Source organism: Clostridium perfringens ATCC 13124, assembly GCF_000013285.1.
Taxonomy (GTDB): domain Bacteria; phylum Bacillota; class Clostridia; order Clostridiales; family Clostridiaceae; genus Sarcina; species Sarcina perfringens.
Map to the genome: position 1 here is coordinate 2289096 of NC_008261.1, position 25028 is coordinate 2314123.

Consider the following 25028-nt stretch of genomic DNA (forward strand, 5'->3'; position numbering starts at 1 on the left):
TGTTTTCCAAATTAAAATTTACATACTTATATTATAATTTATATTAATATGTGTACTCTAAATTTTCTTTTATATTGAAGAAATCTGCATAGTCAATTTCAAATAATGGCTTTTTAACCTTTGATACGTGTATCTTCTCTTTTATAAGTTGAGTTAAAACTCCTGCATAAGATAAATCGCCTTGAATTATAGCTCCATAAATTTTTCCATCCTTATGGATTATCTTTTTATAATTCTCTCCTGAAATATCAATTTCTTCTGTGTAAGAATCATCTGGAGCATTAACAACTCCTAAAGACATTGTTGTAAGTCCTAAGAAATTCATTGTATTCTTACTTCCAAAGAAATCTTCCATGAATATTTCATTACCAACCATATTGTTTGCTGCTATTATACCTTCTTTTACAGCAGTTGGCCATATAGGATTTCTTCCAGTGATATCTCCAGCTCCATAGACATCTCTTGCATTAGTTTCGCCTTTTTCATTTATTATTAATCCAAATCTATCTGTTTCTATAGAGCTATCTTTTAAGAATGCTACATTTGATCTAACTCCAGTTGCAACTATTATAAGCTCGCAAGGAATTTCTTCTCCTGTATTTATAAGTAATGCCTTTGGATTTTTATTTTCATCAATTAAAACTTTTTCCGCTCTAACTCCAAGTTTTAATTTAACTCCAGCATCTTCAAATCTCTTCTCGTATTTAGAAGAAGCATATTTATCAAGTTGAATTGGAAGGACTCTGTCCCCCATTTCAACTAAAGTAACATTTAAATCTTTAAATGCAAGTCCTGCTATGGCGTCTATGCCAACAAGTCCTGCTCCTAAAACAACCACGTTTTTAACCTTTTCTGCCTCTTCTTTAATTTTAATAGCATCCTCTAAGTTTCTTAATCCAACAACATTTTTAGCTTCTCTTAAATTCTCTACTGGAGGAATGAATGCTGATGCTCCTGTTGCTAATAATATCTTATCATATTTTAAGCTTTCTCCATTTGAAAGAACTATTACATGTTCTCTATCATCTATAGCTTTAACTTCTAAGCCTTTTTTCCACTCTATGTTGTATTTTTCAAAGAAATCTCTATCTGTAAAATCTAAAGCCTCAATATCTCTATGGCCACTTATGTAATGATGTAATATACATCTTGAATAAACATTTTCGTCCTTTGAAACTAATATTATTTCTGCATCTTTGTCAAGTTCTCTAAGTGTTTTTGCTCCACTTATTCCAGCAGCTGATGCCCCCACAACAATATATCTCATATTATTCTTCTACCTCCTCTAAAGTTATTGCTCCCATTGGACATTTTGCAACGCATTGAGGAGTTTTTTCTTTTGTACTTGCACACATATCACATTTCATTATATATTTATTCATTTCATGTTCAGCTTTTAATACTCCATATGGGCAAGCCATTACACACATAAAGCAACTTGCACATCTTGATTTGTCATAAGTTACAAAACCAGTTTCTTTATCTTTCTTCATAGCACCACTCATACAAGTGTAAACACACTCTGGTCTATCACAGTGTCTACAGAAAATAGGAGTGTATTTTCCTTCACTTGTTATTGCAATTCTACTTCTTGTATCCTCTGAATCATGAGAAACTATACAAGCAGTTGTGCATGTTAAGCATCCCACGCATTTATCTCTATTGATTTTTATTCTTTTCAAAGTAATCCCCTCCTATTTTCTAACCTTTTCTATATTAACTTGAACTGTTTTATATGAAGGCTCCTTAGAATAAGGATCAAATACAGATGGTGTTAATAAATTTGTTTCTATATAATGTATTGGTGCATATAAAGTTTTTTCTTTAAGATTATCAGTTAATCTTGCTATAAACTTAGATGTATGCCCATTTGATGAATGAATTAAAACCTCATCATTTTCTTTTATATCAAGCTTTTCTGCATCTTTTCTATTTATATCTACATATGCCTTTTGTGAAACTATATTAGTTACAGCTTGTATTTCTCTAGTTCTAGTATGAGTATGCCATTGTCCCACAGTTCCTCTACCAGTGTTTAAGTTAAATGGGAACTCTTCATTTGTAGCATTTGGATTTTCAGTTACATCTTCAAAAATAAACTTAGCTTTTCCACTTGGAGTATAATATTTTCCGTCTTCAAATAATCTTCTTTCATCAGACTCTAATTCTTCTCCTTTTCTACAAGGCCATTGAATTCCCTTAGAATCTCTTAATCTTTCATAAGATACTCCTGTAATATCACAAGGCATTCCTTTACTACATTCTCTTAGAAGCTTAAAGGCATCCTCTGGAGTTCTCCATTTGTCTAAAAGACTTCCCATTCCTAAGGCTTCTCCAATTCCTAATAATATTTCATAATCACTTAATTCATCTTCTTCCTTCTCTAAAACAGGAACTAAAGCTGAAAGTCTACGCTCAGTATTTATTAAGAAACCTTCTTTTTTAATAGCTGGAACTGAAGGTAAATATAAATCACATTCTTTAGAACTATCTGTATCTTCATAAATATCTTGAACTACAAAGAAATCTAGGTTTTTCATAGCTTTTTTAAACTCTTCGTTGTTACTAAATGAATGTCTAGGGTTAGTACAAACTACCCATAGTCCTTTGATTTCTCCCTTATTTATTCCTTTTATTATTTGCTCATAATCTAAAGTTGGCTTAGTTGGAAGCATATTCTCATCCATGCCTAATATATCAGCAACCACTTTTCTTCTCTCTTTGTTATTGTATTCTCCACCACCATAAAGAGCAGTTGTGTTACTAAACATTCTTGATCCCATAGCATTACATTGTCCTGTTAAGGAGTTAGCTCCTGTTCCTTCTCTTCCCATATTTCCTGTGATTAAAGCAAGATTTATAATGGCTTGAGCAGTTCTAACAGCTTCATAGCTTTGGTTAACTCCCATTGTCCACCAGAATGAAACTCTCTTTCCTTCATGGATTATTTTTGCAAGTTCTAGAACTCTCATCTTAGAGATTCCTGTTCTTTCTTCAACATCTTCTAATGTATATTTCTTAACATGTGCTTTGAAATCTTCAAAGCCCTCTGTGTAATTATTTATATAATCTTGGTTTATCCATCCTTTTTCTATAAGAACATTTGCTAAAGTATAGAAAAGAGCTAAATCTCCCTTAGTTTTTATATCAATCCACATATCTGAATTCATAGCTGTCTCAGACTTTCTTGGATCTATAGTAATTATTTTAGCATCCTTATTTTTTCTAACTCTTCCCCAAGCTATTGGATGAGCTATAACTGGATTTGCTCCAATAAAAAATATAGTATCTGAAAGTTCTAAATCTTTTAAAGTATATGGAGGGGCGTCAAATCCAAAGCTTTGTTTATAAGCTACAACTGCTGATGCCATACAAAGTCTTGTATTACCATCTCCATTTATACCCATGTAGCTTCTTCCTACATGACCTAAAAGAGCCATTTCCTCTGTTGGTAATTGACCTGTACTTATGTAAGCTACACTTTCTTTACCATACTTTTCTTGAATAGCTGTCATCTTACTAGCAAATAAATCAAAAGCTTCTTTCCATTCTATAGCTTTTCTTTCTCCATCTTTCATTTTAAGTAAAGGCTTCTTTGAACCATTAAACTTAGTACATTGTTTATCTAAATTAAGTCCTTTTATACAAGAAAATCCCTTATTAACTGGATAATGTGGAGTTGGAACTACTCTTTTTATTTTTCCATCCTCTGTGTAAAAATCTAAATTACACGCAAGAGCACAATAGTTACAAGTAGATTGTATTCTTTTCATACTTTTTTCCTCCGTTCACAAACATAACTTTGTTAAAAATTTATCATACTTATTTGAATTATATCATTATATTATCCATAATAATATGATAATTATCACGCTTTTTAACTACATTTTAAATTATTTTAATTTTCTTTGTTAAAACTTTTTTCTTAATCTGAAAGTTATTTTTTGTTTTTAAATTTAAATCTTAACTAAGAAAAGGTACTATGAATTAATCATAGTACCTTTTACTAAAATAACAAATAAATTATATACTTATTTATTACTTATATATTTAATCTTTTATTTAAACAATAAATAAACTGAATAAATTAAAGCTAATACTCCAATTACTTTTAAATAACTTTCATAAATATCAGCCATATTGTCTCCACTAGGGTCTTTTAAAGAAAAAATATGTTGAATCTCAAAAACAAAACTAGTAAACTTTATACACATAATACCTGATATCCCTAAAACTATAGTTAAAATAATATTTGAAAAACTTAAATTTCTAAAGTTTATTATACCTGCAATTAAAACGCCTGCTAAATATGTAATAAAAATAGCCTTTTCTAAAATACTTTTTAATTTTTCTTTTCTTATTAAATTATTTTTCGCCTTATTTTTAAGGGCTTCATAATCTTCAAACTCTTTATTTAAGCAATCACCATTTTTACAAAGCAAATTTTCATCCTCATTGACCTCTCCACATCTTTTACATATTTTCATATAGACACCCCCTGTTACTTAATTTTATAATATAAATTCCCATTGTAATTATATTCCTACTTAATTTAACACTCTATTTACTTACTGAAATTTTCTTAATTTCTTTATAAAAAATAAAGTATCTAAAGAATATAAATAAACTTAATATTTATAAATATTCTAAAGATACTTTTTGTTTTCAAACTATATTTTAAGCATAATAATATTATAAAATCTTAAATTTACATAAGTTTTTTGCTAAAAACTCCATCTAAATTTAATTGAGCTACTCTCTTTTGAATTTCATCTTTATCTATTGTATAAAGTCCTAACTCTTTCATTCTATTAAAGTAAACTGAACCTGCAAAGGTATATCTATTTTTCTTTCCTTCTCTAGATTGAGATTCTTCATTAGCAAAGGCTATTATATCTCCTAAAACAGTTGCTCTTGGAAGAATTAAATAAGGAATTCCTAAAGCATGTCTTACTGCATTGTGTCCAGCTAAAGTACCTGTAACTATAGCCTCTGTATGTCCAACAAAAAGTCCTGATTTTTCTCCTGCACAGAATAAATTAGTAACTCCTTTAACCTTCATATTATCATCTCTTGGAGCCACTGATAGGTATCTTATAGAGTTACCCTTTCCACCTGCATATGGATCAACATACTTAGCATTTTCAAGACCTTTAATCTTTCTAAGCTTTTCAAGAGGATAATAAGTAGTCATAAGCTTAGCATGTCCAGTATCTAATAAAACAACATTTTCTGCAAATTCCTTAAGAGCATATTGCTGACAAACCTTTGTATTTAATTTATCATAATTAACATCTTCTTTTGGAATTTTAAGAACGACACAACCTTTTTCCTCAAGTTCTTTTCTTATTTCCTCTGAAAGAGTTTCTTTTGCAAGTTTACATGAACCACTAAATGCTCCTAGTTCATCTCCAACTCTTTCTCCTTGTATATCTTCAACTCCACATCTTGAACTTATACTAATTCTAGGACCAAAGGAAGGACATCTTAAAATACACATAGAGCATCCATTACCGTATCTTAGGCAATTTCCCATAGGGCCTGTTGAACCAGTAGTTTCAATGAACACATCTCCTTTATAATATTGTCCATCACTTGTATAAACTCCTAAAATTTTGTTGTCTTCTTGTTTTATATCAATGATTCTAGAAACCATTTTTGTTTCAATTCCTAGACTTTCTACATATCTTTTAACTTCTCCCTCAACTAAATTAACATCATAAAGCCAAGCATGTTCATGTCCAGGAAATGGTATATCCTTGTGTCTACTAACCTTATCAGTTATATTTATTAAATCTCCGCCTCCCATAGCTATTAATTCCTGAGAGGCTGTATATCTTCCATTATTCCTCATTATTCCGCCAACATTACCAAGTCCTAATAATAAATCTGTCTTTTCAAAAAGAACTACATCTGCTCCCATTTTTTTTGCTTCAATAGCGGCTGCAACTCCTGACCATCCGCCACCAATAACAACAACTTTCATAAAAACTCTCCCTTCTATAAATTAATCTTTATTAAATGAATCTTCTATCTTCAAATATTTTTCTAGGATCACTTTGCACCTTACAAAGTCTTTTTACCTTGTGACCAGCAAACCTAGCTGTACAGCTTCCACATACCCCTTCTCCGCAGCACATTTTAGCATTATTACAACAAGATACTTTTGTAGATTCATCTTTCAAATCATTTAAATATTCTATAAGTTTATAAGTTAATATATCCGCTCCAGCACAATGGATTAAATCCCATTGTCCATTTTTAATAACTTCCTTTGCTTCATTTGATATTTCACCTTTATTGATTAAATTCATAGGAATATACTGAACATCATATCCTTCTAAATATTTTTCTATATAACTTTCTTTAAAAGGTGCCTTATCTAAAAGAATCTTAACCTTATTTCCTTCATTAGCTAATTTTTTAATAACTGGTACAGCAGGAGCTAATCCAATTCCTCTGCAAAGTACAAGGACCTCTCCATTCTTAGTTGAGTCTATATTTTTTATTCCAAACACTCCATTAAAATAAGGCCCTCTTATAGTTATTTCTCCTTTGACCTCAGTATTTAAGAGCCTCTTAGTTTTTATTCCTCTAACTTCAATAAGTACTTTTATTATATTTTTATCTGCATCAGATTCTAAAATAGATATAGGTACATCAAAAAACGGATTATCATTAGTTCTTATGAATATAAACTTACCTGGTCCAAGTAAATCAATACAAAGTTTATGAGGTGCCCTAAACTCTATAAATAATAATCCTTCTTCAACTTCTACAGCATCTATGACATCACAAGTAAAAGTTTTTCTGCCTTCCTTAGCTTTAAATCCATTACTTGCAAATTCTTCATATATGCAAACCCCTTTCCAGTTTACACAATCACAAAAACACTTTCCGTGAAGTTGAGAACAAAGTATGCATTCTCCTTCTTCTGCTAAGTGACAAGGACAAAATTCCGTACCAGCATCTATACAATCAATTACTTCATAATCCATAAAAACCCTCCCATTTGAATTCTTACTATTAAAATATCCCTGAGAGATTAAAAATGTTACAAAATTTCTTTAATAAATAATTAATCCTTAAAATATTTTCTAAAATTATTTTAAATATAGAACTTTAAATCCCTAGTATTAAAAGCTATTAAGCATTTATATATAACAAAATAATATATTTTTTAAACTTTAAAACAAAAAATCAAAGGTGTTATATTAAAATATCAATATAACACCTTTGATTTTAAGAATAATTTGCTTTAACATATTCATAAACTCTTTCAGTGGCTTCCCACCTAGTTGGACAATTTAAAACTACTATGATTATATTTCTTCCATTATGATCTACAGAACTTACTAAACATTTCCCTGCCTGACCAGTATAGCCTGTTTTTCCTCCATTGGCATTAGGTAATCTCCAAAGCATTTTATTTATATTGCTATAACTTCTAGTAAAATTATATTTTTCAGCCCCTACTTCCTTAGTTCCTGATATCTCTCTAAAGAAAGGCTCCTCCATAGCTTTTGACATTAAAACCGCTAAATCATAAGCAGAGGAAAAATGCATTTGGCTATCTAATCCATGAGGAGATTGAAAGTTTGAATCCTTAAGACCTAACATTCTAGCAAAATCATTCATAAGTATAGAAAAGTTCTCTATACTACCACCAATATGCTCTGCAATAGCTATGGCAGCATCATTTCCTGACTTGTACATAAGCCCAAAAAGAAGTTCTCTCATTGTAACCTTTTCTCCAGCCCTAAATCCAACTTTTGATCCTCTAATACTTGCTGCAGTTTTAGATATTGTAACCTCTTCATCTAAGTCAGAATAATTTATTGCAACTAAAGCAGTTAATATTTTAGTGGTACTTGCCATAGGTACATTTCTAAAAGCATTCTTTTCATATAAAATCTTTTTGTTTTTAGCATCATAGGCAATAGCAAAATGTGCATCAGGAGTAATATCCTTGCACTGCTTTCCATATCCATCTTTTACATCCATAGTCTCTACTGAAACTTCCTCTGGAATACAACTTTCCTTTCCAAGAACAATAACATTAGAACATATAGATATTGTTATTAAAAAAAACATAAGAATTGAAATCTTCTTTTTCATAAAATATCTCTCCTTAAACTAAGCTTTTTTATCTATGAAACCTTCTTTTATTAGCTTTCCACTTTATAAATTTAATAACCTAGTATATTTTTGGATAATTAAAGCTATTATTGTCAATAATGTATAAATGGTAAGGAGGTTTATGAAGTGCTGAAGTTTTTTTTATTATTTTTATTATTACTACTTTTAGTTTTATTGTTTTTTCCAATAAATTTAAAATTCAAATTAGTATTTTCAGAAAAAGATTTTAAGATTAATCTTTATAAATTTGAAATATTATCTTTAAATAAAATATTAGGAGCTCATAAAGAAAAAAAGGAAATTTCAAAAAAAGGAAATAAGGACACTAAAATAAAGAAATCTTCTAAAAAGAAAAGAACCTTTTTAAAGCCTCCATCTAACCTTACCATTGCAAAATTAATAAAATTATTAACTAAAAGTAAATTTAAACCGTCTTTAAAAATTGTATTAGATTTAAATTTTTCAAGTGAAGATGCAGCTTTAACTGCTATCTTATATGGATTTATACATCAAATTTTATCTTTAATATACACAAGATTGGATTACTTTTTTAAACTAAAAAAGTTTACTGGAAACATAAATCCTAAATTTAATAATGAAAATTACTTATTTTTTGAAGTTCAAGGTATAATAACCATAAATTTTGCTCAAATTATATATATAGGATTTCTTTACTTATTAAACTTCAAGAAGTTATAAATATTATTTTTAATAGAGTTTAAAAATACTTTAGGAGGTTTGTACCATGATAAACTCAAATCACCCAATAGAAAATCTAATGGGTACAACAATGGAAAACATAAGAGACATGATAGATGTTAATACTGTAGTTGGAGATGCCATAGAAACTAGAGATGGAAGTTACATAATTCCAATATCAAAAGTTTCCTTTGGATTTGCTTCGGGAGGCTCAGAACTTCCAAATAAAGAATGTGAAAAAATAGATGATAGATTTGCCTTTGGTGGGGGCTCTGGCGCTGGTGTTAGTGTAAAGCCAGTTGCTTTCTTAGTTCTTAAAGGTGATTCTGTAAGGCTATTACCTGTAAACCAAACTAATACTTATGACAGAATAGTTGATAATATTCCTCAAATAATTGAAATATTTAAGGATATGGGCATTAAAAAGTGTAAAGACAAAAAAGAAGATTCTAATTTTTGTGATTAAAAGCCTGCTATAGCTTTATTAACTCATTTAAATAGTTTCTTAACTATTCCTGATTTTATTGAAGAGTTAAACATTATAAATACCCTCTAATACAATAAAATCAACCAATCAAACTCCATAATAAAACAACCTAAAACCTAAAAAATAAAATTCTTACTTCGCAGGGAGTAAGAAATAGAAACTTTATAGTTTAATGAGTTAATTTGCTATTTAAATAATAGAAGGTAGAGAATAATTAATATTCTCTACCTTCTTAATTTATATAAACAAATTATTATACTAAATTCCTTAAGTTATACTATTTTACTTTTTATAAATTTAGAATCATCTACTCTTCCACCATGTCAGAAACCTCATCATTTTCTTCAAATAACTCTATAGATGGAAGATCTCCTAAATCATTTAATGCAAAATGTCTTAAAAATTCATCTGTAGTTCCATAAAGTATAGGTCTTCCTGGAACCTCTAATCTTCCAGTTTCCTCAACTAAATTTTTTTCAACAAGTCTTTGTATAGCACTTTCGCTTTTTACTCCTCTTATCTCATCTATCTCAACTCTAGTAATAGGTTGCTTATAACATATTATTGCTAAACTTTCTAAAGAAGCCTGAGATAAGGATTGTCTAACATTCTTTTTTAAAAGCTTTTGAACATATTCACTATTTTTTGTTTTAGTAACTAACTGATAAGTTCCATTTAAACTAATAATTTTTATCCCTCTTGAACTATCTCCATTATATATATTCATTAATTCTCTCATTAAATCTTCTACATATTTAAAATCCTCTTCTACTATTCTACATATATCCTTTAAAGCAAGAGGTTCTCCACTAACAAATAAAAGAGATTCTATAATAGACTTAAGCTCGTCTTTTTTAGATATTTCACTAAATTCTATTTGATTTATATCACTCATTTACTATCACCTTTTCCATCATAATCTCACCAAAGTTTTCATATTGGACAACTTTAATTTCACTTCTTTTTATAAGTTCAAGCATTGCCATAAAAGTAACAACTACTTCTAGCTTACATTCGCACTGTGGTATAAACTCTGAAAACCTAACAATGCTCTTTTCACTTAGCTTATCCCTTAAGAAATTAATTTTATCAGTAATTTTATATTTATCTACACTTATCTTTTTCTCCATAACATTTACATTTTGTTTTTCACCGTAAATTCTCATAAGATTGTTATAGAGCTTATAAAGATCAAGCATAGTTATATTTTTAAAGTAATCATCATCAAGTTTGTTGTCCACTTCAACTTCAATAATTTCAGCTTTTTTTGTAAATACTTCTCCAGTAGAAAGTTCTCTTTCTCTTAAATAAGCACTTATTTTCTTAAACTTTTTATACTCTTGAAGTTTTTCCATTAATATTTTCTGAAGATCTTCCTCACAAGTCTCATCTTCAACTTTAACCTTAGGAAGTAATGATTTCGATTTTATTTCTATTAAAGTAGCTGCCATAACTATAAACTCTGAAGTTATTTCTAAATCAAGTTCCTTCATTAAGGCTATATATTCTAAATACTGTTTTGTGATTTCATGAATCTTTATCTCAGTAATACTCATTTCATTTTTTTTGATTAAATGCAAAAGCAAATCAAAAGGTCCATCAAAGTTTTTAAGTTTGATAATTGGCATTTCCATAGTCTATTTTTCTCCTACTATTCAAAACTTCACATAATATCATAACAACTATCATATAAAAAAGCAATTAACACTAAGTTTAAGAGATACAAGAATTTGATTTTATAAAAATAACCTTCTCTCTAGTATTCTTTTACTAACTTTGCATCTATATAAGAAAAATTTATATATAAAAACAACTAGCATAAGGAGACTATATGCTAGTTGTTCTTCTTTCAACTTATAGGTATTTATTTTTAATGAATACAATCAAAATGTCTAATTAATACTTTATTTTTCATTACTCTTTTCTTCTGTTTTTTCTTCTACTTTATCTTCCTCTTCACCATTAAAGAAATTCTTAACCTTGAATTTAACACTATCAATAATTCCGCCTTTTTTCATATCTCTATCTGAATATAATTCAACTTTACCTAGAAGTTCACCATCTAGATAATATTCACAATATCCTATAGTATCAAATTCTTTAATTTTTTTCTTACTTTCATCTAAAACAACTTTTTTCTCTATTTTGTCACTCATACCCTTTGGACAAACTAAAGTTAAATCATCCTTAGCTTTTCCTATGATAAACTTATCTCCTGTTTGACTCATAGGAATTTGTTCTACCTCACCATCTTTTGTAGCTACTTGCTTGCTTTCAAACTTAGAAAATCCATAATTCATAAGCATACTAGCATCTCTATTTCTTATTTTAAATGTTGGAGCTCCCATTATTACTGAAAGCATTCTAACTCCGTCCCTAGTTGCTGTAGCTGATATACAGTATTTAGCGTCATTAGTAAATCCAGTTTTAAGACCATCACATCCCTTAAAGAATCTAACTAATTTATTATGGTTAACAAGTTCAATAGGAGATTTTCTTCCCTCTGATATAGTTTCCATATAAGTTCCTGTATATTTTAATATAGTAGGATGTTTTAATAATTCCCTAGACATAATAGAAATATCATATGCAGTAGATAAATGTCCTTCTATAGGAAGCCCTGTGCAGTTTTTAAATGTAGTGTTTTTCATTCCAAGCTCCTTAGCTCTTTTGTTCATCATCTCAACAAAACCACTTTCACTTCCACCTAAATATTCAGCCATAGCTACAGCGGCATCATTACCTGAAGCTATTCCTATACCTTTTATAATCTCCTCAACAGTTCTTACTTCTCCAACATCTAGGAGCATAGTACTACCACCCATTTTCTTAGCAGTCTCACTTACTGTGATTTGATCTGAAAGTTTTATTTCTCCTCTATCTACTTTTTCCATGGCAAGTAACATTGTCATAATCTTTGTTACTGAAGCAGGTGCAAATTTTTCATTAGCATTTTTTTCATAAATTATTTTTCCTGTACTAGCTTCCATAAGAAGAGCTGATCTTGCTTCTACTTCTATTGCCTCTTCAGCTTTTACAGGAACAGAAGAAACAATGCTAAATAAAGATAAAAATATTGCAAAAGCTGCTATTTTTCTTATGTATTTTTTCATAATATCTCCTCCTTTCTTGCTTATTTTCTCCCAAAAGAAATAAATTATAAGCAAAAAAGAAAAAGTTATCCTATACTTTAATTTGTATAGGATAACTTTAACGAGAAAATCTATAATGAGTACCAAAACTTAATTTATTTAAAGTGGTTGGGTTCCTTGTTAGATATGGTTATTCAAAGATTACGATGCATAACTATAAATCTTAGCTATACCTGACAAGAATCCAACCAGCTTTAAAGCATTTTTTAAAACTATTTAACTATATCATATATTAATGGAATATCTTTTACTGAATCTGATATTTCGTAATTAGCTAATATTCCATCTACTGCTTTCTTACCTTTTTCTTCATCATCAGCATGAATATATGCTATTATATCTCCTTCATTAACTTTGTCTCCTCTTTTCTTTTGAAGAACAATACCAACAGCTAAATCTATAATACTTTCTTTAGTAGCTCTTCCTGCTCCAAGTTCCATAGCAACTAATCCTATGTTTTCAGCATGTATTTTGCTTACAACCCCTGATTTATTAGCTTTAACTGGAATTACATATTTAGCATTATGGAAGTTTGATATATCATCAATAACTGATGCATCTCCACCTTGAGCTTTTACAAATTCTTTTAATTTTTCAATTGCTTTTCCTGAAGTTATTGTTTCCATTAACATTTTTCTTGCTTCATCAGTATCTTTAGCAGCACCTGCTAAAACAACCATGTTGCTTCCAAGTGTTAAGCAAAGCTCTAAAAGATCCTTAGGACCATTTCCTCTTAAAGTTTCTATGGCTTCTTTAACTTCTAATGCATTACCTATAGCAAATCCTAAAGGTTGATCCATATCTGAAATTATGGCAACAGTATTTCTTCCAACATGTTTACCTATTCCAACCATTTCAGTTGCAAGTTCTCTAGCTGCCTCTGGAGTTTTCATAAATGCTCCATCTCCAACCTTAACGTCTAATACTATGGCATCAGCGCCTGCAGCAATTTTTTTACTCATAATACTTGAAGCTATTAATGATACATTATCAACAGTTCCAGTAACATCTCTTAAAGCATAAAGTTTTTTATCAGCTGGAGCTAAATCTCCTGTTTGTCCACCAACTGCTAATTTTATATTATTAACATTATTTATAAATTGATCCTTAGTCATTTCTACTGAGAATCCATCAAAACTTTCTAATTTATCTATTGTTCCACCAGTATGTCCAAGACCTCTTCCTGACATTTTAGCTACAGGAATTCCTAAAGCTGCAACCATAGGTCCTAAAACTAAAGTAGTAGTATCACCAACCCCACCAGTTGAATGCTTATCTACTTTTATACCGTGTATTTCACTTAAATCTAATATATCTCCTGAATTAACCATAGCCATAGTTAAATCTGAAGTTTCTCTCTTATTCATTTTTTGGAAATATATAGCCATTAATAAGGCTGCTACTTGATAATCTGGTATTTCACCATTTGTATATTTATCAACAAAAAAGTTTATTTCTTCAGTGCTTAATTCCCCACCATTTCTCTTTTTTAATATTAAATCATACATTCTCATAAGTTTCTTTCCTCCACACTATCAATTTGTGATAACCTTTTCATAAATTCATTTTATCAGAGAGATTCCTTATTTACAAGTACTTTCACCCTATAAAATATTATATTTTTTTCAATATTAATGAATTTTTCTTTTCCTAATTATAAAATTCAAATTATTTTTATGTATTTTTTGATAAATTCTAATATTTTAAAGCTAAAAATTATAAAAAGAAAAGACTTTTATGAAAGCCTTTTCTTTTATATATTATGCTCTTGGATGAGCCTTTCTGTATATATTGTTAATTTTTTCATTGTTTATAATATCATAGTACATATCTATATAAGTCATAACTTGATTTCCTAATAGTTCTTGTACCACCTTAGCATTTGCTCCGTTTTGTAATAAATGCACTGCAAAAGAATGTCTAAAGGTATTTAAATTTATATCCTTACCAATATTTGCAATAACAGCATACTCCTTAACAATTCTCCAAACTCCTTGCCTAGTTATAGGTTCTCCACTCATATTTAAGAAAAGCTTATCTGATCCTTTAGAATTATCTTCTCTTACCACAATATATCTTTTAAGAGATTCCTTAGCTGCTTTTCCTATTGGTATAAGTCTCTCATACCCTCTACTATCTCTACAATTTACAAAAGATGAATCCAAATTAATATCTTCAATTCTTAAAGATATTAACTCTGAAACTTTCATTCCAGTAGCATACATAAGTTCTAATAAAGCCTTATCGCGTATTCCCTTTTCAGTTAAAACATTAGTAGAGTTCATTATTTTATTTATCTCTTCAACAGTTAAAACTAAAGGTTTTTTCTTTTCAACTCTTTCTTTTTTCATAGTTAAATTTGGAACCTTCTTTAAAAATTCTTCTGCTACTAAGAAATTATAAAAATTTCTTAAAGAGATGATTGTTCTTTGAATTGATGATGGAGACTTGTGGCTCTCTTTTAGATGTTGTACATAAGATATTAAAGGATATGAATCCTCACTTACCTTAAACCCTTTTTCCTCTACAAAATCTAAATACATAGAGACATCTGTAATGTATGCACTTACGGTATTCTTTCTCTTGCCTATTGATTCTAGATATACTTCGTATTTGCTTACTAAATCTTTCATATTAACTCCTAACCAAAATGTTATTACATAATTATTTATATTACAGAAATCACCTACTAATTACTAATCTTATTAAATTAGGTGATATATATGTTTCAATTAGTATTCCTGATATTATAATTAAGCTTAAAAGCCCTTGAAAGTTTAAATATGCTCTACTAACATCAAGTTTTACCCTATCTCTAGATACTCCCATTTTTAACTTTGTAACTGAATGTCTTATAGCCAAAACGCTGATTAACATTATTATTGGAATAAAAATTAAATTCTGAAGCATTAATCCTGATAAGACTAACATAACACCCTTGCTTCCTAACATGCTAACGATTAAAGAAAATGTAAATCCAATAACATATCCTTTAGCTAAATCCATCATAAGAATTATTGGTGTTCCTACAGCTGTGTAACCTAATAAAACTATTATTGCAACCATTGGTAAAATACTCTTTATACTATCTACAAGAATACTTGTATAAGATACAGAATTTCCACCTAAAAACTCTAAAAAGTTATTAAAATAAGTAGTAATTTCAACCCTATTAAAATCACTCATGTAATAAACAGTATAAGATCCTAAAACTATTCCAACTAAAAAGAATAAAAGTACCCATAAAAAAGTGATTTTATTTTCCTTTAATGACTCCATAAGTCCACTAAAAAACATCCTCATAAATTCTTCTTCCCCTCCATTAAAGCTATTTATTAAAAGATATGATTAACATAATAAAAAGATACATACTTTTTTAAATTTATAAAAAAATAAGAACTAAAGTAATTTCAAATACTTTAGTTCCTATTTCTCATTATTTAATATTTTCATAGAAAAATAAACATGCTATAGTTTTTGCATCAGTTATTTTTCCTTCTATAATCATATTTTTAACTTCCTCTAAGGAATATTCATTTAAATTTAAAAATTCATCATGATCAAAATTAGTTTCTCCCTTTTTAAGTTCATGAGCTTTATATATATGAACTACTTCATCACAAAATCCTGGTGATGGTGCTATTTGTCCTAAATATGTTATCTTATTAGCGAAATATCCTGTCTCTTCTTTAAGTTCTCTTAAGGCTGCTTTTTCTAATATTTCTTCCTTATCAACCTTTCCTGCTGGTAATTCTAAAAACACTCTATTAAAAGGCTTTCTAAACTGTTCTACCATAAGAATATTTCCTTTTTCATTGAAAGCTATAACACAAACCCCATTTGAATGTTTAACAATATCTCTTTCTGCCTCATTGCCATCTGGTAATTTCACCTTTTGCTTAACAAGTTCCATAAAAGAACACTTAAATATGCTCTCCTCATTTAAAGTTTTTTCATATAAATCCATATATATCACCTCAATTTTGAACCTAAAAAATCTAAAATTATTTTTTTAATTTATATAAATATTATAAAATTTCAAAGGATATTTGTGAAAAATCCTCACTTAAATTATTATCTATTTTTCTTCTTACTCTTCTTTTCTTCTTTTGAATTTTATAAGGACATCCATCAACATGTTTATTATTAGGTAATGTATAAAAATATTTTCCATCTCTTTGCTTTTTAACTTCCCTAAAACCAAGTTTTGCTTTACATCCATCTATTGGACATACTAAATTCTTTTTATATATTTTTTCATACTCAGATTTAGTTATACAATTAGCTAAAATAATCTTTTTTTCATTTCCTTCTACATATACCGCTTTTCTCAAATTACCTCACCTCTCTATAAAAAAGCACTTTTTATCAGTGAAAATATTATCTGATAAAAAGTGCTTTCTCCTTAATTTAGCTAACTTTATTCTTTAGTCTTAATTTATCTGCAACCATAGCTATAAACTCTGAGTTTGTTGGTTTACCCTTATCATTGTGAATAGTATGTCCAAATATTTTGTTTATAGCATCTATTTGTCCTCTTCCCCAAGCAACCTCTATAGCATGTCTTATAGCTCTTTCAACTCTACTTGCAGTAGTATTATATTTCTTTGCTATTGAAGGATATAACTCTTTTGTTATAGCTGATAATAATTCCATATCATTTACAACCATAGTTATAGCTTCTCTTAAATACATATATCCTTTTATGTGAGCTGGAACTCCTATTTCATGAATTATACTAGTTATTTCAACCTCTAAATCCATAGGCTCTTTGTTATCATCAGAAGATGAATCCTCACTTTTTGAACCTTCAACTACACTAATTGTAGGTTTACTATTTGTAGGTTCCTCTGATATTGTGCTATTAAACATTTGTCTTATTCTCTCTGTAAATACATCCATGTCAAATGGTTTAACAACATAATAATCTGCCCCTAAAGTTATAGCTCTTTGAGTAATTTTGTCTTGTCCAACAGCAGATAATACTATTACTCTTGGAGTTTTTTCTAATCCTAGAGAATTTATTCTTTCAAGTACACCTAATCCATCTAAATGTGGCATAATTATATCTAATACAACTAAATCTGGTTGTTTTTCTTCTATAAGTTTTAAAGCTTCCAATCCATCCTTTGCAATTCCTGTAACAACAATATCCCTTTGACTTAATAAATAGTCATTTAAAATATTGCAAAACTCTTTGTTATCATCAGCAATTAATACAGATATTTTTGATTCCTTCATGCTTTTCTCTCCTTAACCAACTTTATATATCCATTTTTTTACAATTATTCTACTTTAACTATATTCGACAAAACTTATTTATTTCCTTCTAAAAAAAATAAATACTAAAAAATTCATTTAATTTTCTAGTATTTATTATAACACATATTTACATTAATCACACTTATTTTCTATTATATAATTTTTGCATCTTTTAACATCCACTCTATATAAATTCCATATCCTACTTCAGGTTTATTAACCAAAACATGTGTCACAGCACCAATTATTTTATCATTTTGTATAATTGGACTTCCACTCATTCCTTGGACAACACCACCAGTTTTTTCTAATAATCTTTCATCTGTAATCTTAATTACCATACTCTTTGTACTAATGCTATCTTGCTTTGCAAGTTTTACAATTTCAATATCATAAAGCTTAGGACCTTCTTCATCAATAGTAGTTATAATTTGTGCTGGTCCTGGCTGAATTTCATCTCTCCAACCAACTTTATAAGTTTTATTATTAATATTTTTTAAATTTTCTGTATTCATGCTACCAAATATTCCACATTGTGTATTTCCTGTAACATTTCCTATTGGTTTCTTATCACTTGAAAAAATTCCTCTTAATTCTCCTGGATTACCTTTAACACCTTTTTTTATGCTTATTATTGAAGAATTTAAAAGATCTCCATTTTTTATTGAAAGAATTTTTTCTGTTTCACTATCTGTTATTGGATGACCTATTGCTCCATATTTTCCACTTTCTTTATCATAGAAAGTAAGTGTACCTACACCAGCAGTAGAATCTCTTACCCAAAGACCTATTTTATAATCACCATCTGCATTTTTTGATAAATTTATATTTTTAGTTATTTCTTCACCATTTCTCTCAATTAATATTTCAACATTTTCTGATTTACTCTCGTTGATTTTTTTTGATAAATCTTTTGAATTTTTTATTTTATTTCCATTTACACTTATAAGTCTATCACCAATTTGTATTCCACCATTTTGAGCTGGACTCTCTACTTCTCCTTCTCCTGTTGTTAAGTCTGAATAACCTACTGCTAATACACCATCTGTTGAAACCCTTACACCTACTGAATTTCCTCCAGCATAAAGCTCTATATCTTTCTTTTCCTGTTCACTATTTACAAGAGCTACGCCATATCTGTTCTTAAACTTTTCATCATTACTACTCTTAGAATTTAAAGAATAGAAATTGCTACTTGCAAAAACATTATTACTCTCACAATAATCCCTTGCAAATGTTACAGAGGATAAAAGTAATATTAAAGACATCATTATTATTGATATAATCTTTATTCTTTTGTTCATATTTTTCATTAACTATCTCCTCCTTTTCTATTCTTAATTTGCCCCTTTCAAAAAAATAATATCCTGTATTAACTTTGTTATTCTAGCCAAATCAATTTAAAATATACTAAAATTCTCATATTAGTTTTAAAATAAAAAAAAATAGAACTGTTTAACAGTTCTATTTTGTATTAAAAATCACTTTATTATGTATGAAAAGTCTTAATTGTTTCTTTTTTTGTATCAGCTAGCTCTATCATCTCTTTAGCATTTAATAATGTATTACTTGTCATTTCAACGCCACCTAGCATTTTTCCAACCTCTTCAATTTTTTGATTATAAGTTATAGGTTCAACCTTTGAAAAAGTTTTATTATCTATTACTTTTTTTCTAACCATATAATGATTGTCCGACATACTTGCTATTTGAGGAAGATGTGTGATACAAAAAACTTGATGTTTTGTTGATATTTCATACATCTTTTCTCCAACGGATTGAGCTACTCTTCCACTTATACCGGTGTCTATTTCATCAAATATAACTGTAGGAATCTTATCCTTATCTATAAACACAGCTTTTAAAGCTAACATTATTCTTGAAAGTTCTCCTCCAGAAACTATTCTTTCCATAGGCTTTAATGGTTCACCAGGATTTGTTGATATAAGAAATTGTACTTTGTCCTTACCTTTAAAGTTAAAGGTTTCATCTTCCTCAATAAGAACTTCAAATCTACATTTTCCTAAGCCAACATAGGCCAGTTCTTTATGGATATTTTCTTCTAAAACTTTTGAAAGTTCTATTCTCTTATTATGAATTCTATTAGCTATTTCACTTAAAACATTCTCAACTTTACTTTTTTCATTTAAAAGATCTTCAATTATTTTTTCTGAGTTTTTAATATTATTTATTTGAGATAAAATATTATTTTTATATTCTAAGATTTCGGCTATACTATTTCCATACTTCTTCTTTAATGCAGCAATCTTAAACATACGGCTATTTATTTCTTCTAATTCATTGCCATCATAAACACTTTCATCACATATATCCCTAATTTCTCTAGCCATTTCTTGTATTTCATAGTACATTTCCATTATTTTAGAGTTTATATTTTTGATTTTTTCTAAATGCTCTTCAACATTTGAAAGCTCCCTATTTACTACTGATAAAGAATCCACTACACTGCTTTCAATACCATTTAATAGATTATATGATATTCCCAGTGAATTTTTTATTTTTTCTGCATTAGATAAAACATTAAATCTTTCTGTTAACTCTTCTTCTTCACCATTTCTAAGCTTGGCTTCTTCAATTTCATTTAACTGATATTCTAAATAATTTAAAAGTTTTTCATCTTTTCCTTCATTGCTTAATTCACTTATTTTTCTTTCTATATCCTTAAGCTCTGAGAATTTTTCTCCATATTCTTTTAAATCTTCACTTAACTTAGAATCTCCAAAATCATCTAAATACATTATATGATTTTCTTTATTTAATAAATTTTGATTGTTATGTTGACCATGTATGTCTAGAAGTGTGCTACTTATTTTTTTTAAAGTAGCTACTATTATACTTCTTCCATTAACCTTTATATTACTTCTACCGTTTATAAAAGTTTCTCTAGAAATTATTAAAGTATCATCATACTCTATTTCTAAATCATCTAAAATTTCTTTAAGCCTCTCATTATCATCTATTGAAAATATAGCCTCTACAAAAGTCTTTTCTTCTCCAGTTCTAATTAAGTCCTTGTTAAACTTACTTCCTTGAACATAATTTATCGCATCTATAAGAATAGACTTACCAGCTCCAGTTTCTCCTGATAAAATAGTGAATCCTTCTTTAAAATCTAAAGATGCTTTTTCTATCAAAGCAAAGTTATTTATAGTTAATTGTAAAAGCATACTTCTCCTCCTTAACTATCCTTCTATCATTTCCAGTATCCTAGAAACTAGAGTTTCTGCTTTTTCTAAGCTTCTAACTAATATAAATATTGTGTTATCTCCTGCTATAGTACCAGCAATTTCACCTAAATGAAGGGTATCTATTGCCTCTGCTGCTGCAGATGCTGAACCTGATATTGTTTTAACAACAACCATCTTATCAACATTTTCTACTGAAGTTACAGTATTGGCTAATATATTGCTTAATCTATCAACCATTTCATTTTTTTCTTCTTCTATGATTGTGTATCTATAGTGTCCTTTATTATCTTGTTTTTTAACAAGTTTTAAATTTTTTATATCTCTAGATACTGTAGCTTGAGTAACATCAAACCCAGCTTTTTTTAATTCTTCCGCTAACTCTTCTTGAGTTTCTATCGCTGTTGATTTTATAATTTCAATTATCTTAGAATGTCTCTTAGATTTCATCTTCAACTCACCTTCATAATATTTATTCTATCTTAAACAATTTTTTCCTTAGTACCTTAAAATAACTTTTATTATCAAATGAAATTATTCTAAAAAACTCTTTTGCTTTTTTTATTAAAACTTCATTGTGTTTTTCTAACTTTAATGCTTTTTGACCATCTATTGTAACAAAGACATCTGATTCATTAATAAGAGGCTTAACTCTTACCTTGTTATTTCCATCTATTATCATAGGTCTTGAATTAGGTGTATGAGGACATATAGGGACTATTGATACTATTTGTAAATCTGGCATTATAAGTGGGCCTCCAGCTGAAAAAGAATAGGCTGTTGATCCAACTGGAGTAGAAATTATAACTCCATCCCCTTTAAAAGTAGCATAAAGTTCATCATTTATAAAGACCTCATATTGTGCCATTCTAGATAATGTTCCCCTAGCAACAACAATATCATTTAAAGCCCTTTCCTCTGAACAAGTTACCCCTTCTATAGTACAAGAAAGTAACATTCTTTCCTCTACTTTATAATCACCAACCTTTATTCTATATAAAGCTTCATCTAATTCGCTTATCTCAGCTGTAACTAAAAAGCCTAAATTTCCAATGTTAATTCCTAAAATTGGAGTATCTATAACTGTAGAGAATTTTCTAGCCACACCTAAAAGCGTTCCATCTCCACCAAGTACTATTAAAAGATCTAAAGCCATTAAATCTTTATAATCTCCCTTATAAAATTGGTCTATAACTTTTATTTCATCAGGATTTAGATATTCTTTAACCTTTAAAATAACCAAATTTAAAATTTCATTTTCTTTATCTTTTTCTTTATTAATTATAATTCCTATATTTCTCATGCCCCAAAACACACCTTTACTTTAACTATGAAGTTTATCTAAAGTAATTATAAAATTAATATTTCTTATTTAATAATTTAATTTTTATAAATCACTATGAGATTTATCTACAACTTCATCTATAATATTATAATCAAACTCTTCTGTATTGTTATCCTTCTTTAAATATATTAAATATTCTATATTTCCTTCTGGTCCTTTTATAGGAGAGAAATCAAGACCTAATATATTTAATTTGTGTGATAAAGCAAAATCAACAATTTTCTTAATTACTTCTTTATGAGTAGAAGCTTCTCTTACAACACCTTTTTTGCCAACCTTTTCTCTGCCAGCTTCAAATTGAGGCTTAATAAGTGCCATAACTTCTCCCTTATCATTTAAAAGATTAAGTACAGCTGGCAAAACTGTTGTTAGTGATATAAAAGATACATCTATTGATGCAAAATCACATAATTCTCCTATTTGCTCTGGGGTTACATATCTTACGTTAGTTCTTTCCATACAAACAACTCTTGGATCTACTCTAAGTTTCCAAGCAAATTGTCCATAACCAACATCAATTGAAAATACTTTTGAAGCATCATTTTGAAGCATACAGTCAGTAAATCCACCAGTTGATGCTCCAATATCTAAGCATCTCTTTCCTTTAAGGTCTATTCCAAAGGATTTAACTGCCTTATCAAGTTTAAATCCACCTCTACTAACAAAAGGTAGTTTTTCTCCTCTAAATATGATATTTGAGCTTACAGGAACCTTTTCTCCAGCCTTATCAACTCTCTTTTCTCCTATGAATACCATACCTGCCATTATATATCTCTTAGCTTTTTCTCTTGACTCAGCAATACCTTGTTCAACAAGAAGTACGTCAAGTCTTTCTTTTTTCTCTTTTTTTTCTGCCATAATTTTCTCCTTTAAAGTAATTCAATTAATGTGTTTTTTATTCCCTCTGCATCTAACCCATTAATTTTATATAAAATATCAGGCTTACCATGTTCTATAAACTTATCATTAAATGCTAATGTAACAATTTTTTCTTTATGTCCAATTTCATTTAAATACTCTAGAACGCCTTCTCCAAAGCCACCTTTTTTAATATTATCTTCAATAGTTACAATCTTAAATCCATCCTTTGATAAGGAATTTAATAATTCTTTATCTATTGGTTTTATAAAGGTTGCATTTATAATTAAAATATCTATATTTTTTTCTTCTTTTATTTTTTGTGCAGCAATCATAGCATGTTGAACCATTTTACCAGTAGCAACTATTGCTATTTTATCTCCCTCTTGAACCTTTTCCCATTTTCCATATTCTATTTTACTTAATGGTTTTAAATTAACATCAATATCTCCACCTCTTGGATATCTTATAGCTAAAGGTGCATTAAAATTACTTGCCCATTTTAAGATAACTTCCATTTCATCTATACACTTAGGTGCAACAATAGTCATATTAGGCATTGGAGATAAAAATGAAATGTCGAATATACCTTGATGAGTTTCTCCATCTTCTCCAACTAAGCCAGCTCTATCTAAACAAAGTGTAACAGGTAGCTTTTGTATGCATACATCATGTAAAACTTGGTCATAAGCTCTTTGTAGGAAAGTGGAATAAACCGCAAAAAATGGTTTTAAACCCTCTGCTGCCATTCCAGCAGCTAAGGTAACAGCGTGTTGTTCTGCTATTCCTACATCAAAAAATCTATCAGGAAATTCTTCTCTAAATTCCTTTAACCCTGTTCCATCTGGCATAGCAGCAGTAATTGCAACAACTTTGTCATCATTTTTAGCTAATTTAATCATTTCTTCTCCAAAGGTAGAAGAATAATTTCTACTTGCAAACTTTGAAATTACTCCTTCCCCTAAATCAAAAGGAGATACTCCATGATATTTATTAGGATTTTTTTCTGCTAATTCATAGCCTTTTCCTTTTTTAGTAACTGTATGTATTATAACTGGTCCTTTTATATTTTTAGCTATGCTTAAAACTTCATTTAATTCTCTAATATTATGTCCATCTACTATACCAAAATATTTTAATCCAATATCTTCAAAGTACATACTTGGTACAACAATTTTTTTAATACCATCTTTTAATTTTGAAAGAGAGTTCTTTACTCTTTTCCCAAAAGAAGTTGTATCTAAAGTTGATCCAATATCTGATTTTAATTTATTATAACCTACACCCATTCTAAGCTTATTTAAATAGGTTGCAAGTCCTCCAACATTTTTACATATAGACATTTGATTATCATTTAATATTATTATAAGATTATCTTTTCTATATCCAATATCATTTAAGGCTTCTAAGGCCATACCTCCAGTTAAGGCTCCATCACCTATAACTGCTATAACCTTATTATCTTTTCCAAGTAGCCTCTGTGCTCTAGCCATACCTGCTGCTGAAGATAGTGATGTACTACTATGTCCAGTGGCAAAAAAATCATATTCACTTTCTGTTCTCTTAGGAAATCCACACAATCCACCATATTGTCTTAAAGTATTAAATTTATCTTTTCTTCCTGTTAATATCTTATAAGCATAAGATTGATGTCCAACATCCCATATTATTCTATCTTCACTAAAATCAAAATTTTTAAACAAAGCTACTGTTAAATCAATAACTCCTAAGTTTGAAGCAAAATGTCCCCCAGTATTTGAAACACTTTCAATTAAAAATTCTCTTAAATCTTCAGCTAATATTTCTAATTCTTTCTCATCTAAATCCTTTATTTCTTTAGGATCAGTTATTCTCTGTAGAACTTCACTCATTTAAACCAAA

24 protein-coding genes are annotated in these 25028 nt (G+C 28.8%); 2 read left to right on the plus strand and 22 right to left on the minus strand.

Annotated elements, in window-relative coordinates:
* Nucleotides 1-43 precede the first annotated feature (43 nt).
* The 7 genes from CPF_RS09965 to CPF_RS09995 form a co-directional block, all read right to left on the minus strand.
* Nucleotides 44-1267 (minus strand): NAD(P)/FAD-dependent oxidoreductase, encoded by a 1224-nt coding sequence (locus CPF_RS09965; protein WP_011590958.1) that lies wholly within the window; start codon nucleotides 1265-1267, stop codon nucleotides 44-46.
* Between the two features lies 1 nt (nucleotide 1268).
* Nucleotides 1269-1682 (minus strand): 4Fe-4S dicluster domain-containing protein, encoded by a 414-nt coding sequence (locus tag CPF_RS09970; RefSeq protein ID WP_003458719.1) that lies wholly within the window; start codon nucleotides 1680-1682, stop codon nucleotides 1269-1271.
* A gap of 12 nt (nucleotides 1683-1694) precedes the next feature.
* A complete protein-coding gene (locus tag CPF_RS09975) occupies nucleotides 1695-3773 on the minus strand; it encodes a nitrate reductase (protein ID WP_003481844.1) in 2079 nt (692 codons plus the stop codon).
* A gap of 285 nt (nucleotides 3774-4058) precedes the next feature.
* Complete coding sequence (locus CPF_RS09980) at nucleotides 4059-4487, minus strand: hypothetical protein (RefSeq protein ID WP_011590959.1); 429 nt, start codon at nucleotides 4485-4487, stop codon at nucleotides 4059-4061.
* Between the two features lie 221 nt (nucleotides 4488-4708).
* Nucleotides 4709-5986: an FAD-dependent oxidoreductase gene (locus tag CPF_RS09985; protein WP_011590960.1), complete on the minus strand. Its 1278-nt coding sequence runs from the start codon at nucleotides 5984-5986 to the stop codon at nucleotides 4709-4711.
* Between the two features lie 31 nt (nucleotides 5987-6017).
* Entirely contained in the window at nucleotides 6018-6998 is a 981-nt protein-coding gene (locus CPF_RS09990; protein WP_003463476.1) for a sulfide/dihydroorotate dehydrogenase-like FAD/NAD-binding protein, read from the minus strand.
* 244 nt (nucleotides 6999-7242) lie between these two features.
* The gene (locus tag CPF_RS09995; RefSeq protein WP_003451263.1) at nucleotides 7243-8118 is read right to left on the minus strand and encodes a D-alanyl-D-alanine carboxypeptidase family protein; all 876 of its coding nucleotides are present in this window, start codon (nucleotides 8116-8118) and stop codon (nucleotides 7243-7245) included.
* 147 nt (nucleotides 8119-8265) lie between these two features.
* On the opposite strand from CPF_RS09995, the gene CPF_RS10000 reads away from it, so the two are divergent.
* Nucleotides 8266-8838, plus strand: coding sequence for a DUF2953 domain-containing protein (locus CPF_RS10000; protein ID WP_003458750.1), 573 nt, complete (start codon nucleotides 8266-8268; stop codon nucleotides 8836-8838).
* Nucleotides 8839-8884: 46 nt separating this feature from the next.
* Nucleotides 8885-9304, plus strand: a complete 420-nt coding sequence (gene ytfJ, locus CPF_RS10005) for a GerW family sporulation protein (RefSeq protein WP_003458743.1) — start codon at nucleotides 8885-8887, stop codon at nucleotides 9302-9304.
* Nucleotides 9305-9632: 328 nt separating this feature from the next.
* Here the strand turns inward: ytfJ and scpB are convergent, their stop codons facing one another.
* The 15 genes from scpB to dxs form a co-directional block, all read right to left on the minus strand.
* Entirely contained in the window at nucleotides 9633-10220 is a 588-nt protein-coding gene (scpB, locus tag CPF_RS10010) for an SMC-Scp complex subunit ScpB (protein WP_003451108.1), read from the minus strand.
* Nucleotides 10213-10959, minus strand: a complete 747-nt coding sequence (locus tag CPF_RS10015; RefSeq protein ID WP_003458723.1) for a segregation/condensation protein A — start codon at nucleotides 10957-10959, stop codon at nucleotides 10213-10215. Before CPF_RS10015 ends, scpB begins: the two co-directional genes overlap by 8 nt.
* A 270-nt stretch (nucleotides 10960-11229) precedes the next feature.
* The gene (locus tag CPF_RS10020) at nucleotides 11230-12438 is read right to left on the minus strand and encodes a D-alanyl-D-alanine carboxypeptidase family protein (protein ID WP_003469040.1); all 1209 of its coding nucleotides are present in this window, start codon (nucleotides 12436-12438) and stop codon (nucleotides 11230-11232) included.
* Nucleotides 12439-12689: 251 nt separating this feature from the next.
* Nucleotides 12690-13991, minus strand: coding sequence for a pyrimidine-nucleoside phosphorylase (locus CPF_RS10025; RefSeq protein WP_003458658.1), 1302 nt, complete (start codon nucleotides 13989-13991; stop codon nucleotides 12690-12692).
* A 246-nt stretch (nucleotides 13992-14237) separates the two neighbouring features.
* Nucleotides 14238-15110 (minus strand): site-specific tyrosine recombinase, encoded by an 873-nt coding sequence (locus CPF_RS10030; RefSeq protein WP_003451532.1) that lies wholly within the window; start codon nucleotides 15108-15110, stop codon nucleotides 14238-14240.
* Between the two features lie 49 nt (nucleotides 15111-15159).
* Nucleotides 15160-15780 (minus strand): stage II sporulation protein M, encoded by a 621-nt coding sequence (spoIIM, locus tag CPF_RS10035; protein WP_003451331.1) that lies wholly within the window; start codon nucleotides 15778-15780, stop codon nucleotides 15160-15162.
* 133 nt (nucleotides 15781-15913) lie between these two features.
* Nucleotides 15914-16444, minus strand: coding sequence for an NUDIX hydrolase (locus CPF_RS10040; RefSeq protein ID WP_003458749.1), 531 nt, complete (start codon nucleotides 16442-16444; stop codon nucleotides 15914-15916).
* 61 nt (nucleotides 16445-16505) lie between these two features.
* A complete protein-coding gene (locus tag CPF_RS10045) occupies nucleotides 16506-16811 on the minus strand; it encodes a hypothetical protein (protein ID WP_003458729.1) in 306 nt (101 codons plus the stop codon).
* Nucleotides 16812-16887: 76 nt separating this feature from the next.
* Entirely contained in the window at nucleotides 16888-17718 is an 831-nt protein-coding gene (spo0A, locus tag CPF_RS10050; protein ID WP_003451549.1) for a sporulation transcription factor Spo0A, read from the minus strand.
* 173 nt (nucleotides 17719-17891) lie between these two features.
* Entirely contained in the window at nucleotides 17892-19052 is a 1161-nt protein-coding gene (gene spoIVB, locus CPF_RS10055) for a SpoIVB peptidase (RefSeq protein ID WP_003451227.1), read from the minus strand.
* 176 nt (nucleotides 19053-19228) lie between these two features.
* Nucleotides 19229-20926 (minus strand): DNA repair protein RecN, encoded by a 1698-nt coding sequence (recN, locus tag CPF_RS10060; RefSeq protein WP_003458741.1) that lies wholly within the window; start codon nucleotides 20924-20926, stop codon nucleotides 19229-19231.
* Between the two features lie 15 nt (nucleotides 20927-20941).
* Nucleotides 20942-21394 carry an arginine repressor gene (locus CPF_RS10065; protein ID WP_003451580.1) on the minus strand — a complete coding sequence of 151 codons (453 nt, stop codon included), beginning with the start codon at nucleotides 21392-21394 and terminating at the stop codon, nucleotides 20942-20944.
* A 22-nt stretch (nucleotides 21395-21416) separates the two neighbouring features.
* Complete coding sequence (locus CPF_RS10070) at nucleotides 21417-22247, minus strand: NAD(+)/NADH kinase (protein ID WP_003458666.1); 831 nt, start codon at nucleotides 22245-22247, stop codon at nucleotides 21417-21419.
* Nucleotides 22248-22331: 84 nt separating this feature from the next.
* Nucleotides 22332-23147: a TlyA family RNA methyltransferase gene (locus tag CPF_RS10075; RefSeq protein ID WP_003458690.1), complete on the minus strand. Its 816-nt coding sequence runs from the start codon at nucleotides 23145-23147 to the stop codon at nucleotides 22332-22334.
* An 11-nt stretch (nucleotides 23148-23158) separates the two neighbouring features.
* Nucleotides 23159-25018: a 1-deoxy-D-xylulose-5-phosphate synthase gene (gene dxs, locus CPF_RS10080; protein WP_003458746.1), complete on the minus strand. Its 1860-nt coding sequence runs from the start codon at nucleotides 25016-25018 to the stop codon at nucleotides 23159-23161.
* Between the last annotated feature and the right edge of the window lie 10 nt (nucleotides 25019-25028).